The organism is Aquimarina agarivorans (assembly GCF_000218485.1).
GTDB lineage: Bacteria > Bacteroidota > Bacteroidia > Flavobacteriales > Flavobacteriaceae > Aquimarina > Aquimarina agarivorans.
Genome location: NZ_AFPB01000148.1, coordinates 1 through 14,863, shown reverse-complemented (window position 1 = coordinate 14,863; position 14,863 = coordinate 1). Strand labels below are relative to the sequence as shown.

The 14,863-nt window shown below is 33.6% G+C and carries 12 protein-coding genes and 2 pseudogenes; all 14 read left to right on the top strand.

The features are described 5' to 3' along the window. Window positions 1-10: 10 nt before the first annotated feature. Window positions 11-838 carry a rod shape-determining protein MreC gene (mreC, locus tag GMC_RS0110100; RefSeq protein ID WP_010522021.1) on the top strand — a complete coding sequence of 276 codons (828 nt, stop codon included), beginning with the start codon at window positions 11-13 and terminating at the stop codon, window positions 836-838. Then, entirely contained in the window at window positions 831-1,334 is a 504-nt protein-coding gene (mreD, locus tag GMC_RS0110095) for a rod shape-determining protein MreD (protein ID WP_010522020.1), read from the top strand. The genes mreC and mreD overlap by 8 nt, the downstream gene beginning before the upstream one ends. 14 nt (window positions 1,335-1,348) lie before the next feature. Then, the gene (mrdA, locus tag GMC_RS0110090) at window positions 1,349-3,214 is read left to right on the top strand and encodes a penicillin-binding protein 2 (RefSeq protein ID WP_010522019.1); all 1,866 of its coding nucleotides are present in this window, start codon (window positions 1,349-1,351) and stop codon (window positions 3,212-3,214) included. 2 nt (window positions 3,215-3,216) lie between these two features. Continuing rightward, the gene (rodA, locus tag GMC_RS0110085; RefSeq protein WP_010522018.1) at window positions 3,217-4,473 is read left to right on the top strand and encodes a rod shape-determining protein RodA; all 1,257 of its coding nucleotides are present in this window, start codon (window positions 3,217-3,219) and stop codon (window positions 4,471-4,473) included. A 73-nt stretch (window positions 4,474-4,546) separates the two neighbouring features. Continuing rightward, complete coding sequence (locus tag GMC_RS0110080; protein ID WP_010522017.1) at window positions 4,547-5,431, top strand: ABC transporter ATP-binding protein; 885 nt, start codon at window positions 4,547-4,549, stop codon at window positions 5,429-5,431. Between the two features lie 18 nt (window positions 5,432-5,449). Further along, window positions 5,450-5,893, top strand: a complete 444-nt coding sequence (locus GMC_RS22245; RefSeq protein ID WP_238527969.1) for an ABC transporter permease — start codon at window positions 5,450-5,452, stop codon at window positions 5,891-5,893. Then, window positions 5,893-6,720, top strand: a complete 828-nt coding sequence (locus GMC_RS22240; protein WP_238527968.1) for a hypothetical protein — start codon at window positions 5,893-5,895, stop codon at window positions 6,718-6,720. Before GMC_RS22245 ends, GMC_RS22240 begins: the two co-directional genes overlap by 1 nt. Window positions 6,721-6,828: 108 nt before the next feature. Next, entirely contained in the window at window positions 6,829-9,033 is a 2,205-nt protein-coding gene (locus GMC_RS22235; RefSeq protein WP_238527967.1) for a M1 family metallopeptidase, read from the top strand. Between the two features lie 296 nt (window positions 9,034-9,329). After that, window positions 9,330-9,776, top strand: coding sequence for a large conductance mechanosensitive channel protein MscL (mscL, locus tag GMC_RS0110070; protein WP_010522016.1), 447 nt, complete (start codon window positions 9,330-9,332; stop codon window positions 9,774-9,776). A gap of 153 nt (window positions 9,777-9,929) precedes the next feature. Beyond that, window positions 9,930-11,027: an adenylate/guanylate cyclase domain-containing protein gene (locus GMC_RS0110065; protein ID WP_010522015.1), complete on the top strand. Its 1,098-nt coding sequence runs from the start codon at window positions 9,930-9,932 to the stop codon at window positions 11,025-11,027. Then, window positions 11,020-11,805 carry a DNA-formamidopyrimidine glycosylase family protein gene (locus tag GMC_RS0110060; RefSeq protein WP_010522014.1) on the top strand — a complete coding sequence of 262 codons (786 nt, stop codon included), beginning with the start codon at window positions 11,020-11,022 and terminating at the stop codon, window positions 11,803-11,805. The genes GMC_RS0110065 and GMC_RS0110060 overlap by 8 nt, the downstream gene beginning before the upstream one ends. 361 nt (window positions 11,806-12,166) lie before the next feature. Continuing rightward, window positions 12,167-12,421 (top strand): PD40 domain-containing protein, encoded by a 255-nt coding sequence (locus GMC_RS20700; protein WP_010522013.1) that lies wholly within the window; start codon window positions 12,167-12,169, stop codon window positions 12,419-12,421. A gap of 15 nt (window positions 12,422-12,436) precedes the next feature. After that, window positions 12,437-13,960, top strand: a pseudogene (locus tag GMC_RS20695) (S41 family peptidase); the annotation flags it as partial. Between the two features lie 31 nt (window positions 13,961-13,991). Continuing rightward, window positions 13,992-14,863: pseudogene (locus GMC_RS20690) on the top strand (S41 family peptidase); the annotation flags it as partial.

Below are 14,863 nucleotides of genomic sequence, written 5' to 3'. Positions count from 1 at the left end.
ATTTTAACACATGCAGCAAATATTTAATTTTCTTATCCGGTACCGGAACACGCTGCTATTTATTTTATTGTTTTCCATTGCTATTGGACTTACCATTCAATCGCATAGTTATCACAAAAGTAAATTTGTAAGCTCCACAGGAATAATTACTGGCGGGCTATATTCAATTACTAGTAATGTGGATAATTATTTTAACCTAAAAGCTTATAACAACAGATTACTTATTGAAAATACAAAACTTAAAAATGCCTTACAGCTAAAAGGAATTGATACAACCGCAATTATTCAAAAAAAAATTGATAGTCTTTCTAATGTTCAATACAGTTACCAACCCGCACTTGTAATCAACAATAATTACCACAAAACAAATAACTTTATTACCTTAAACAAAGGAAAAAACGATAGTATAGCTACCGATATGGGAGTAATTACTGATTTGGGTATTGTTGGAATAATTCAAAAATCCAGCGCTAATTACTCTAGGGTACTTTCCATCCTCAATAAAAACTCACGTATTAATGCAAAGCTAAAAAAAACAGAACATTTTGGTTCTTTAATTTGGAATACCAAGTCGCCTAATATGGTGCAGTTAATTGACATACCAAGGTTAGCCCCCTTAACAATAGGTGACACCATTGTTACAGGCGGACGCTCAACAATTTTCCCAAAAGGAATATTAATTGGTGCTATTGATAATTTTCAATTGGATAGCAACGAAAGCTACTATACCGTAAATGTGAAGTTATTTAATGATATGACTAATATTGGTTTTGTCAATATTATAAAAAATAAAAATGCCGAAGAAATAAAGGCTTTAGAAGATCAACAAAATGACTAACTCCATCACATTAAATACGGTTCGTTTTATAGCGCTTTTGTTAATGCAGGTAGTTATTTTTAATAAAATACTATTATTGGGGTTTGTTAATCCGTACCCCTATGTCATTTTTATTTTACTTTTTCCCATTAAAAATGAACGTTGGATTTTTATGCTTTTGTGTTTTTTAATTGGTCTTACGTTGGATATGTTTGGAAACTCTGGAGGTTCACACGCAGCAGCATGCCTACTTATTGGTTATTTAAGGCCTTTTATTTTAGAGAGTTGCTTTGGGCTCAATTATATACATCAAAACTTAAAATTAAACAACGCACCATTTAAACAACTCACAATTTATGTAGTTTTAATGTGTTTTATTCACCACATAACTTTATTTAGTTTAGAAGTTTTTGAAATTAATTATATTAAATTTATAGTATCACAAACGCTATTTTCAGGAATATTTTCAATCGCAACTATTTTACTCAGCTTATCGTTATTTAAAAAAGGGAACTAACCCAACAATTTAGCATGAGAAAACTCCTTTTATTAATTATTGTTGTATTTACTGCTATTGGATTTAGTGCGCGGCTGTTTTATTTGCAAATATTTGATACTTCGTACGAAAATTTATCACGTAGTAATGCAGTCAAAATTTTATATGATTACCCACAACGCGGGTACATTTTTGACAGAAATGGCAAATTACTTGTTGCCAACCAACCCTCCTACGATGTTATGGGTATTCCCCGAGAAATTAAAGCGTTTGATACACTTGAATTTTGTAAAATATTAAATATCACCAAAGAGCACTTACAAAAACAGCTTAAAAAAGCACGCGTATACTCCAGGCAATTACCCTCAGTAATAGTCCCGCAACTTACCAAAAGTGAGTACGCTTATTTACAGGAAAAAATGTGGAAATATGAAGGGTTTTATATTCAGAAACGATCCTTACGAGATTATAAAACAACAACTGCTGCCAATGTGCTTGGTTTTATAGGCGAAGTAAATAACCGAATCATAAAAAAACGCCCCTATTACCGATCTGGGGATTTAATTGGGAAACAAGGAATTGAAAGTGCTTATGAAAATGAGCTGCGAGGTGTAAAAGGGGTTAAATACATCCAAAAAGACCGTTTAAATCGAGAAATTGGCCCTTACAAGCAAGGCAAACTAGATACCTTACCCGTGCGCGGAAAAGATTTACATTTGACTATTGACATCGACTTGCAAGAATACGGTAAAAAATTGATGCAAAACAAACGCGGGGGTATAGTGGCATTGGAACCGTCCAGCGGAGAAATTTTAGCTTTAGTAACCGCGCCTAGTTATGATCCTGATTTACTAGTGGGCCGAAAACGATCTGCCAATTACACCAAAATGTATTACGACACGATTCGAAAACCTCTTTACGACCGAGGTTTATTGGCTGAATACCCCCCTGGATCTCCATTTAAAACCATAAATGCACTAATTGCGCTTGAAGAAGGTGTAATAAATCCTGAAGATCGCCTGTCCTGTTACCACGGGTATGTTTACGGAAGCCGAGGCCGAAAAATGGGGTGCCACTCCCATCCCAGTCCTGTTAATTTAGTAAAAGGTATTGCTGTATCTTGTAATTCCTATTTTGCACAAGTATACCGCAAAATAATTGAAAAATATAAACCTCCGCAAGTTGGACTGGACAATTGGCGTAAACACTTACAAAGCTTTGGTTTTGGTAATTTTTTAGGATACGACTTGCCTCCAGGTAGGCCTGGTCGCATTCCGAGTGCCGCGTATTATGACAAAATATACCCTGCAAGAAACTGGCGTGCAACTACTACCCTTTCAAATGCTATTGGGCAAGGCGAAGTGGTTACAACCCCCATTCAACTAGCAAACATGACGGCAGCAATTGCCAACCGAGGCTTTTATTACACCCCCCATATGCTCAAAAAAATTGATTACAAACCTAATCCTGAACCTAAATTTACTACCAAAAATAAAACCACCATTAGTCCTATACATTTTGAAAAGGTTATTGAAGGTATGGCTGAAGTATTTACAAAAGGTACAGCAAGCTTTTTACAAGTCCCAGGAATTTCAATTTGTGGAAAAACAGGTACTGCTGAAAATTTTACCAAAATTGACGGGGTACGTACACAGCTTACCGACCATTCCATTTTTATTGCATTTGCACCTAAGGATAATCCTAAAATTGCCTTAGCAGTTTTTGTAGAAAATGGCTACTGGGGTGCCCGATATGCCGGACGAATATCCAGCTTAATGATTGAAAAATACATCAAAAAAGAAATCACCTTAAAACGTATGGAAGATTGGGTTTTAAGTCATAGCTTAGAAGAAGAATATGCCAAACCTTTAAGTGGCGAACCTTTTAAAATAAATCAATAAAAATGTCCAATTCAAATTTAGGAAACATCGACTGGGTATCTATACTGGTTTATTTTTTGTTGGTTATTTTTGGCTGGGTAAATATTTATTCGGCATCATTAAGTGAGGATGCCACGTCTTATTTCGATCTGAATCAACCTTACGGAAAACAAGCACTTTGGATTGGCCTAAGTATTTTTTTTATTATAATCATCCTAGCTACCGAAAGTAAATTTTTTGAACGGTTTTCAAGCATTATTTACATCGTTTCATTAATCAGTTTGTTAGGGTTATTTGTATTTGGAAAAACAATTTCAGGAGCCACCTCATGGTACGTCTTTGGAGGTATCAGCATTCAACCTTCGGAATTTGCAAAAACTGCTACAGCCTTGGCCTTAGCCAAATATATTAGTGATTTACAAACCAACATTAAACGCTTTAACCACCAAATTAAGGCATTTTTAATACTGATACTCCCTGCTTTGTTGATCATTGGCCAACCTGATGCTGGGAGTGCACTGGTTTATGCCGCTTTTGTATTCACCATGTACCGTGAAGGCATTACGGGTATTTATCTTTTTTTAGGGTTTTTAGCGGTTACCGTTTTTGTACTTACCTTGTTATTTGGTGCTACTGCGTTGGTATTAACTTCATTATTTGTAGGTATTCTTGTATATTTTTTTACCAAGAACAAAAAAAACCTAGTCTCAAAATTATTAATTTACTTAGCAGGCATCGCTTTATTTAGCTTTTCAGTGAACTATGTTTTTAATAATGTTTTCAAACAACACCATCGGGATCGCTTTAATATTGTTCTAGGAAAAAAAGTTGATGCCAAAGGTATCGGATACAATACTAATCAAAGTGAAATTGCCATTGGAAGTGGCGGTTGGTTCGGAACAGGCTGGACCCAAGGTACGCAAACCAAGGGCGGATTTGTACCTGAACAACATACCGATTACATTTTTAGTACCGTGGGAGAAGAATGGGGATTTGTAGGTAGTGTTTTGGTAATTCTATTATTTAGTATTTTGATCATAAGAGCGTTATATATTGCTGAAAGGCAAAGAAGCCAATTTAGCCGAGTATACTGCTATTCAGTAGCTAGTATTTTATTTATTCACTTTTTTGTGAATGTAGGAATGGTCATTGGTGTGGTTCCCACAGTAGGGATTCCGCTGCCCTTTTTTAGTTATGGTGGCTCGGGTTTATGGGGATTTACAATGCTTGTTTTTATCATGATCAAACTGGACGCTGATCGTATGAAAAAATCTTTTTGATTGTCAACAATTTAAGTTAAAATACTTAAGTATTTGTTTATATTAGACAGGACATAACTTAAGTATTACACACATGCATAAACTTACCATTAACAATCTTACCAAAACTTATCCAAATGGAGTTAAAGCGCTAGACAACATCTCTATAGAAATTACCAATGGAATGTTTGGCCTATTAGGACCTAACGGTGCAGGAAAATCATCATTGATGCGAACGTTAGCTACATTGCAAGAAGCTGACAGTGGAACCGCAACTTTGAATGATATTGATATTTTTAAGCAACCCAATGAATTACGAAAAGTTTTGGGATACTTGCCTCAGGAATTTGGGGTGTATCCCAGAATTACCGCGGAACAGTTACTAGACCATTTAGCAATTTTAAAAGGCGTTACCAACACCAAAGAACGTAAAGAATTAGTTAATTACTTATTAGACAAAGTAAACTTGTACGAAAAGCGAAATAAAAGTGTTAAAGGATTTTCTGGAGGGATGAAACAACGCGTTGGCATTGCACAAGCATTAATTGGAAATCCTAAGCTAATTATTGTTGATGAACCCACTGCAGGATTGGATCCTGGTGAAAGAAATCGTTTTTACAATTTACTTGCTGAAGTTGGACAAGAAGTCATTGTAATTCTGTCAACACATATTGTTGATGATGTGAGAGAGTTATGTACTAAAATGGCAATTATGAATTTGGGAAATATTGTTTATCAGGGAACACCTCAAAATGCTATTGATGATTTAAATGGTAAAATTTATCAAAAAATGGTACCTCGGGAGGCTTTGCAAAACTATGCCGACAATTATGCGGTAATATCCAATAAAATGGTAGGCGGACAACCTTTAATTCATATTTATAGTGATGTACACCCAAATGAAGGTTTTGAACCCATTGCACCTAATTTGGAAGATGTATTCTTTTCTAAAATAAATATCAAAAATGTTTTAGTCTAACTTTTAAGCTTCAATTTTATGTTTTCAATTTTCTTTTTTAAAGAATTAAAAGCGGCTTTAAAACAGCCTATGATATACATTTTTTTACTAATTGTTACATTGTTAACTTTTGCTGCAACAGTAAGTGAAAACGTAACTATCGGAGGTTCGGCAGGTAATGTGTTAAAAAATGCACCTTATATAATAACTACGTTTACTATAATTTTAAGCATTTTTGGTCTATTTATAGCCACTGCTTTTTTTAATAATGCCGCCTTGCGGGATTACTCAAACAATTTTGACCAAATTTTATTTAGTACCCCTTTAAGTAAATTTGGGTATTTTTTTTGTCGCTTTACTGGAGCACTGCTACTAAGTACCATTCCACTTTTGGGTGTATTTATTGGTATATTTATAGGAGCCAAATTAGCTCCTATTTTTGATTGGGTGTCTGCTGATATAGGTTTGGTTCTTTTCAACTAATGTCCTTTGTTAGTAATTACTTTACATTCATTTTACCCAATATGTTTATTGCTGGTACCATAATTTTTGGATTAGCAAGCAAATGGCAAAACACAATAATTTCATTTGTAGGCTCTTTGATTATTCTTTTAGGCTACATTGTTTCAATTAGTTTGGCTTCGGATATTGAAAATGAAACGGTAAGTGCTTTAATCGACACCTTTGGTCTGCGCACCTATAATATTCAAACAAAATATTATACTGTTATCGAAAAAAACATCGTCAATCCCTCTTTTATTGGTTTGTTACTATTTAATAGAGCTATTTGGATAGCTTTCGGGATGCTCATTTTATTACTATCTTATTTTAGTTTTTCTTTTATTAAAAAGGATAAAAAAATTAAAGAGAAAAAAACCAAGGCACCCGTAACTACTCCTCATTTTTTGCTTCCAAAATTGCATTTACAATATGGAACACCCACTCAATGGAAACATTTTAAAAGTTTCTTTTTTATTAATTTTTTGAGCATTACAAAAAACATTACGTTTAAAATTCTATTTCTATTTGGAGCCATAATATTAATTACTAGTCTTTTGACTGGCTATGAATATTATGGACTACAAACCTACCCCTTGACTTATAAAATAATCGACACCATTAATCAGGATCCTGCCTTTTTTATTTTAATAATTCTTGTATTTTTTTCGGGCGAATTAATTTGGCGTGACAGGGATTTCAAAATCAATGAGGTCATTGATGCTTCGCCGCACCTTTCCGTAATTTCACTAATAGCCAAAACATTATCGCTAGTAGCTGTAGCAACGGCCTTACGCTTATTTTATATTTAATGTGGTGTACTGTATCAGCTTTTTAAAGGTTTTGATCGTGTTGAATTAGACCTATACTTACTTGAATTTTTATATACTGATTTTGCTACTTATTTTATTTGGAGCGGTGTGCTTGTCTTAATTCAAGTACTACTTAAAAATAAATATATTGGTTATTTTGTATCCATACTTCTTTTATTTGTTTGGGATATTGCCATGTTTATCATGGACATTGAATCTAATATGCTACGTATTGATGGTGCCCCAACTATAGTAATATCTGATATGAATGCATTTGGACCTGCTCTTAAATCATTACTATGGTTTAAGGGGTATTGGCTTTTATTCAGTATCATTTGTGTGTTAATTGCTGGTTTATTTTGGAATCGTGATAAAGCCGAATCCTTTAAAAACAGAATTAAAAATGCAAAAAAACAACTAACTCCTAGCTTTACCTACATTTTACTCGGAATATTCGCTACTTGGATAGTTGTATTGGGATACATCTATTACAACACACAAATTGTAAATAAATATTTAACCGCTGATCAGCAAGAAAAACTGACTGTTGAATATGAAAAAAAGTATAAGAAATACGAGCATATCAACCTTCCTAAAATACAAAAAATACACTATTTTGTTGATTTGTTTCCTTATCGGAGAAGTTTTGATGCGAAGGCAATAGCTACTTTAGCTAACGAGACAAACACCGCTATTGATGCCATTCACTTTAACACAAATTCTAATTTTAAAACAGTAATTAATATCCCAAATGCAGTGCTTGAACTAAATGATAGTATTATGGGATATCGAATTTACAAGCTAAATAAGGCGTTGCTTCCTGATGAAGAAATTGAAATAGAAGTGAATACTAATTATACTGCCAAAGGTTTCAAAAATAATGTTGACAATAGTGGTGTGATCAACAACGGAACTTTTTTAAATAACGGAAGTATATTTCCTGGTCTTGGCTATGCAGCATCAGCAGAATTGAGTGACAAAAATCTACGAAAAAAATACGATTTACCCCCAAAAGATCGTATGCCTGCATTGACTTCAAATTGTACTGATAAATGTATGAGTAATTATATTTCCAACGGCAGATCTGATTTTATAAAAATAGAAACCACAATTTCTACTGCCAGCGATCAAATTGCAATTGCTCCTGGATCACTTACAAAAAAATGGAATGAAAATGACCGAACATATTTTCATTATAACTTAGAGCAACCATCCTTAAATTTTGTAAATTTTGTTTCTGCAAAATACAAGATCAAAACCAGGAAATGGAAAGGTGTTGACCTTGAAGTATATTACGATGAAAAGCACGAAATAAATACTGATATGATGCTTGATGCCGTAGCACGTTCATTAAATTATTACACCGAAAATTTTGGCCCCTATATGCATAAACAATGTCGTATTATTGAGTTTCCTCGATACCGTAGTTTTGCTCAAGCCTTCCCTGGTACCATGCCTTATTCTGAATCTATAGGTTTTATAATTAATTTAGAAGATGAAAATGACAATAATGTTGTGGATGCTGTTGTTGCTCATGAAATGGCACATCAATGGTGGGCACACCAGGTTGTTGGTGCCAACATGCAAGGGGGCACTATGCTTAGCGAAGCTTTTTCAGAATATGCCTCGTTAATGACCATGAAAAGCATTTCCAAAACTGCTGTAAAAATGCGAGAATTTGTAAAATACAATCACGATCGCTATTTAATTGGACGTGGACAAGAATTAAACAAGGAACAACCGCTTTACAAAGTTGAAAACCAACAATACATCCATTATGGAAAAGGAAGTGTGCTTTTATATGCGCTTCAAGATTATATTGGCGAAGATAAAGTGAATACTGCTATGCGTAATTTTTTAGAAGAATATCGATACAAAAAGCCCCCTTATCCTACATCATTAGATTTTCTTAGGCATCTTAATCCTCAAGTGCCCGATTCTTTAAACTATTTAGTGACGGACTGGATTAAAAAAATCACACTTTATGACAATCGGATTAAAAAAGCTTCTTATAAAAAACAACCGAATGGCAAATACAAAATAGTCATGACCGTTGAATCCAAAAAACTTATTGCGGATACTATTGGTATTGAAAAAGAAGTAAAAATTAATGATTGGGTTGACTTGGGCGCATTTAGTGATATGGATGAAAAAAATCTTATTTTTGAAAAGCGCGTAAAAATCAATCAGCCAAAAATGGACTTTTCATTTGAAATTGATACCATTCCAGCAAAATTAGCCATTGATCCAAGGCGATTGCTTATAGATCGTGTGTACAAAGATAATAGTAAAACCGCTGAGGAAATACTTTAAGGTTATACCATTCCTCATTTTAAGAACCATTTCAAATAGGGAATTTAATACCAAAAACAGTACTAGTTTGAAATGCCAAAAATCGACCACTGTATTAAGCGGTCGATTTTTTTTAGTGTAGTCTACTCCTATTTTTAATTAGATTTTACAAATACCTTTTTGCCTATAAATTTATAATTACAAGATGCTTCTTTTAATCTGATCCGGACAAACCTAGGTGTTTTTTGAACACTACTTTTTCATTTTATAACCCTACATTAGTTTTTTCTTTTTAAAGACAATATAAAAACAAAAAAATGATATTTAAGCTATTTGAAGAATTTAAAGATTTTGCCATTAAAGGGAATATGATTGAAATTGCCATAGGGGTAATCATTGGAGCTGCGTTCAACAAAGTAGTTGATGTTTTAGTTAAAGAAGTTTTTTTACCGCCTCTATCACTACTTACCGATGGTTTAGATTTTGCCAAGCAAAAATGGGTTATTAGAGCTGCATCCTCCACGGAAGTAAATCCAAAAATTAGTGAAGTAGCCATAGGTTATGGAAAATTAATTGAAGTAAGTATTGATTTTTTCATCATCGGTTTTACTGTTTTTCTGGTAATCAAATTTATGAACTCCCTAAAAAACAAGGCCGAAAATCCAAAGGATGTGAGCGTTAAAACACCAAAAAATATTGAATTATTGGATCGGGTAGCTGACCTTTTAGAGGTTCAAAATCAATTATTAAAAAACAAAGTATAAAAAAACTTTGTAATAATTGAGATACACAATTTTACAAACAATAATTATTAATTTGAGCTTAACGCTCATTTTAATTAGCTGTAATAAGGCCGTATAATCATAATTACATAAAGTAATCGTACCTTTTAGTTACTTAACGAAACAAATTACAAATTGAATCGATCATTAAAACAATTTTTAAAACTTTTACTCAATGCCGTTTTGTTTTGGTCTTTGGCGCTATGCCTGTTTATTGTAATTCGTTACTATGCTTTGGGTGATGAAGAGGGTATTGACAATGGAGCTATTGCTATTCAAGAGTGGTTAAAAATTGGAATCGTATTTGGTAGTATTATTGGTTTTTTTTACACCATAGTCGAATTTATTTTCGACCGCTTTTTATCCAAACAGCTGGCCTTATGGCTAGTTATTTTGCAAAAATCTACAATTTACTTAATCGTACTTATCTGGTCAACAGGCTATGTTTTTAGTTTAATGAAAACGCAATTGGACCTTAATTATATTCATGAAGGAAATTGGTGGCTGACTAGTCGAATTTTCTGGGTTATTGTAGCTTATTTTGTACTGGCTTCCTTAATTTTTTCCTTCATTAAAATTGCTAATGAAAATTTTGGTAACGGTACATTTATCAAATTGTTGTTAGGCACGTACAGAAAACCGCGCGAAGAACAACAGATATTTATGTTTCTTGATTTAGAATCCTCCACTAGTATTGCCGAACAATTGGGCCACTTTACTTACAGTAAACTAATTCAAGATTGTTTTTATGATCTCAATCGGTTGCTTATCCGCTACAATGCTAATGTTTATCAGTACGTTGGAGACGAAGCTGTGCTTCAATGGCCATTTAAAAATGGGATTAAAAATAAAAATTGCGTCAATATATTTTTTGCTTTTGAAAAACGCTTACAAAAACGAAAAAAACACTACATAGCAACATATGGTTTACTTCCAAAATTTAAAGCAGGACTACACGGAGGCAAACTGATTGCTACGGAAGTTGGTACGGTTAAAAAAGAAATTGCTTATCATGGTGATGTTATTAATACCACTGCCAGAATTCAAGATCAATGTAATATTTTTCAGGAATCATTATTAGTATCTGAACTTTTACTACGGCATTTACGACTAAATAAGAACTTTACAACTACCTCTATAGGCAGTATTTCTCTAAAAGGAAAAGAAGCAGATGTTTCCATTTTTGCAGTAAAAAAAATAATCAACAAAAATCAAAATAACTACTATGCCTGAATTGCCTGAAGTACACGGATACCAACAATACATTGAAAATACATGTTTGCACCAAAAAATTATTGGATTTGACTGTAGGGATACCCGACTATTAAAACAACCTTTAGTTGCTTTTGAATCAAATTTGCTAGGAGAAACATTTATTGGCACACAACGTATTGGAAAGTATTTATTTATAAAAACATCTGGTTTCAAAACCTTACTCATGCATTTTGGAATGACTGGTAAGCCAAACTATTACAAAGAAGCCGAAGTTCGTCCCAAATTTGGACACATTGTACTCACTTTTGAAAATGGATTTCACTTTGCTTTTGAAAATAAAAGAAAATTTGGACGGTGGGATTTGGTGGATTCTATAACATCCTATCAAAAAGACCATAAATTAAGTAAAGACGCTAGAGACCTTACTTTGCAAGAATTTATTACAGCAGTAAGCAAACGAAAAACTGCCATAAAAAAAGTATTAATGGATCAAAGTGTTGCCGCTGGAGTTGGGAATTGGATTGCCGACGACGTGCTTTACCAGGCACAAATTCATCCAGAAAAAAAAGTTACTGAATTAAGCAATGAGGATTTGAAAAACATCTACCTAAAGCTACAATATGTCCTTGAAACTGCTATTGAATTAGAGGCACATTATGCTGATTTTCCAGAACAATTTATGGTAAAACGCCGTAGAGAAATTGGCGCTAGCTGCTTTTATACAAGTGGAACTATGAAAAAAATAATTGTAGGCGGCAGGGCGACATATTATTCTCCTAAATGGCAAAAATTATAACATTTCTCATTGTAAAGCTAATTATTCTGGTAGTTGAAAACATCATTATTTCCATTACTCCCTCACATCGTATTTTAACAACATTAATATTCTAAATTGAATGCTTTTCGATGATACACACAAATACATATGAAATCATCCATTTTATTAAAAAAAATGACACTATGTTTTTTCACTTTAAAATTTACAAAAAAATTAACTTAATTTTAATAAACACACCCTTTACACAATAGGTAATTATTAGGCCTAATGTAGTAGATTTAGTTGATTATTATTATTTTTATGACCCACAATAATTGATACCAGTACCATGCTGGTTTAGTTATTAGCAACATGATTATTTAAAATTACCCCCTTTTTTATGAAAAAATCCATCTATTTATTTTTTACCTTTATCACATTCTATCAGTTTTTAATAGCTCAGGAAAATACCCAATGGCTGCATTTGCCAGCAATATCTCCTGATGGTACAACCATTGCTTTTAGTTACCATGGCGATATTTACACCGTACCTTCTGCTGGCGGAAAAGCAACAATACTTACTATAAGTGATGCTTACGATCATACTCCTGTATGGTCAAGTGACGGTTCTCAAATTGCTTTTGCCTCAAACTGATACGGTAATTTTGATGTTTTTATAATGCCATCCCACGGAGGCGCATCCAACCGACTTACTTTTCACTCTTCCAATGATAGCCCAAGCGACTTTACTGCCGATGGTAAATTTGTTTTATTTACATCCGCACGTTTGGATTCGCATACTAATCAACAATTCCCATCAAGTGTATTACCTGAGTTATACAAAGTATCTACTAATGGAGGTAGAGTTAAACAAGTGTTGACTACTCCTGCTATCAATACAAAAATAAGCTCCAACAACAAAACGCTTATTTTTGAAGATTCAAAAGGGTATGAAAATACCAGACGTAAACACCACAAATCATCGGTAACGCGTGATATTTGGAAATATGATATTTCCTCAGAAACGTACACTAAATTAAGTTCCTTTTCTGAAAAAGATAGAAATCCAGTTTTTGCTAAAGATGAAAAATCCTATTTTTTTTTAAATGAAACTTCAGGCAGCTTTAATGTGTACAAAGCCAGTCTTTCAGGCGGAAAAGCGCAACAAATTTCAAATTTTACTAAACACCCAGTACGTTATTTGAGTATATCTGATGAGGATAAATTATGTTACAATTACCATGGAGAAATATTTGTACAAACTGAAGGTTCTGCACCTCAGCTCGTAAAAATTAGCATACAATCTGATCTTCGGAATTTACCAGTAAAAACAATTCCTGTTCATAATAAACTTAGCGAATTTGCCATTTCGCCTAACGAAAAAGAAATTGCGTTTATAAAACGTGGAGAAGTTTTTGTAAGCTCGGTAAAAGATGGAATCACCAAACGAATTACAAATACCCCAGAACAAGAACGAAGTGTATCCTTCAGTCCCGATGGAAAATCAATTTTATACACTGGCGAACGTAATGGTAGTTGGAACCTCTATGAAACTTCGTTGAGCCGAAAAGAGGAAAAATATTTTTTTAATGCTACCGTATTAAAAGAAAAAACTATTTTGAAAACAGATTCCGAAACATTTCAACCAAGTTACTCCCCAAATGGTAAAGAAATTTCTTTTCTTGAAGAACGCACTAATCTTAAAGTAATAAATTTAAAGAGTAAAGCGGTGCGAGAAATCATGCCTGGGAACAATAATTATTCCTATTCCGACGGTGATCAGTTTTATGAATGGTCACCAGACAGCAACTGGTTTTTGGTCAATTATTTACGAGATGGACAATGGATTGATCAAGCGGGACTTGTTAATGCTTCTGGCAAAGAGCCCGTTATTAATTTACTACCAACAGGATACGGAGCTTTTGCCCCACAATGGATGATGGATGGAAAAATGATTACATGGCTTTCGCAACGTAACGGTATGAAAAATCATGCAAGTTGGGGTGCTGAATTGGATGTTTATGGCATGCTATTAACGAAAGCTGCGTGGGATGATTTTAATTTGAGCAAACTTGAAGCGGAATTAATGGAGGAGGATCAAAAAGATTCTGAGACCAAAGAAAATCAGGACGAACCAAAGGATAAAAAGAAAACTAAGGAACCTAAAAAAAGAAGTCGACCCCATCAAATTTGAACTTAATGGACGTGAGGATAGAATTACTCGATTGACAACACATTCCTCGGATTTGGGAGCTGCAATAATTTCAAAAGATGGCAAAATGCTGTATTACTTGGCTAAATTTGAAAAAGGCTATAATCTATGGCAAACTAACTTGCGTACAAAAGAAACAAAAATTCTTTCTTCATTAAAAGCTAAAAGACCTGGTCAAATTGAAATGGGAGCAAAAGGCACCCATTTATACGTTTTATCTGATGGCAAACTAAGCAAGGTTGATCTTAAAAAGGGAAAAGCAGAAAAAATTTCAATTAATGGTGAAATGTTACTTGATGAAATGTCCGAACGTGCCTATTTAGCGGAACACATTTGGCGTCAAACAAAAAAGAAATTTTACCGTAAAGACATGCAAGGTGTAGACTGGGAATTTTATAAAAAAGCTTATTTTATTAAGCTTAAAGACATTAATAACAATTTTGATTTCGCTAATTTAATGAGTGAAATGCTAGGCGAATTAAACGCCTCCCATACTGGAGCAAGATACAGTCCCTCGGCATCCAATGCTGATAAAACTGCCTCCTTAGGGTTGTTTTTTGATCCATCCTACAGTGGTGATGGTTTAAAAATTATTGAAATCATGGATAAAAGTCCACTAAAAAACAATAAAAGCAAATCCAAAGCAGGTCATATTATCAAAGCAATTGATAGAGTTACTATTGATAAAGACATGAATTATTACCCCTTACTAAACCGAAAGGCTGGTAAAAATACTTTGATAACTATTTATGACCCCAACTTAAAAAAACAATGGGAAGAAATAGTAAAACCAATTAACCGTAGCACATTAAGACAACTATCCTATGAACGTTGGATTAAAAAAAACGACCAACTTGTTGAAAAACTTTCGGGTGGTAAGTTAGG

What these genes read in the sequence shown, in the direction of transcription:
- mreC (WP_010522021.1), top strand. Translation starts at nt 11, where the DNA reads ATGCAGCAAATATTTAATTTTCTTATCCGGTACCGGAACACGCTGCTA.
- mreD (WP_010522020.1), top strand. Translation starts at nt 831, where the DNA reads ATGACTAACTCCATCACATTAAATACGGTTCGTTTTATAGCGCTTTTG.
- mrdA (WP_010522019.1), top strand. Translation starts at nt 1,349, where the DNA reads ATGAGAAAACTCCTTTTATTAATTATTGTTGTATTTACTGCTATTGGA.
- rodA (WP_010522018.1), top strand. Translation starts at nt 3,217, where the DNA reads ATGTCCAATTCAAATTTAGGAAACATCGACTGGGTATCTATACTGGTT.
- GMC_RS0110080 (WP_010522017.1), top strand. Translation starts at nt 4,547, where the DNA reads ATGCATAAACTTACCATTAACAATCTTACCAAAACTTATCCAAATGGA.
- GMC_RS22245 (WP_238527969.1), top strand. Translation starts at nt 5,450, where the DNA reads ATGTTTTCAATTTTCTTTTTTAAAGAATTAAAAGCGGCTTTAAAACAG.
- GMC_RS22240 (WP_238527968.1), top strand. Translation starts at nt 5,893, where the DNA reads ATGTCCTTTGTTAGTAATTACTTTACATTCATTTTACCCAATATGTTT.
- mscL (WP_010522016.1), top strand. Translation starts at nt 9,330, where the DNA reads ATGATATTTAAGCTATTTGAAGAATTTAAAGATTTTGCCATTAAAGGG.
- GMC_RS0110060 (WP_010522014.1), top strand. Translation starts at nt 11,020, where the DNA reads ATGCCTGAATTGCCTGAAGTACACGGATACCAACAATACATTGAAAAT.
- GMC_RS20700 (WP_010522013.1), top strand. Translation starts at nt 12,167, where the DNA reads ATGAAAAAATCCATCTATTTATTTTTTACCTTTATCACATTCTATCAG.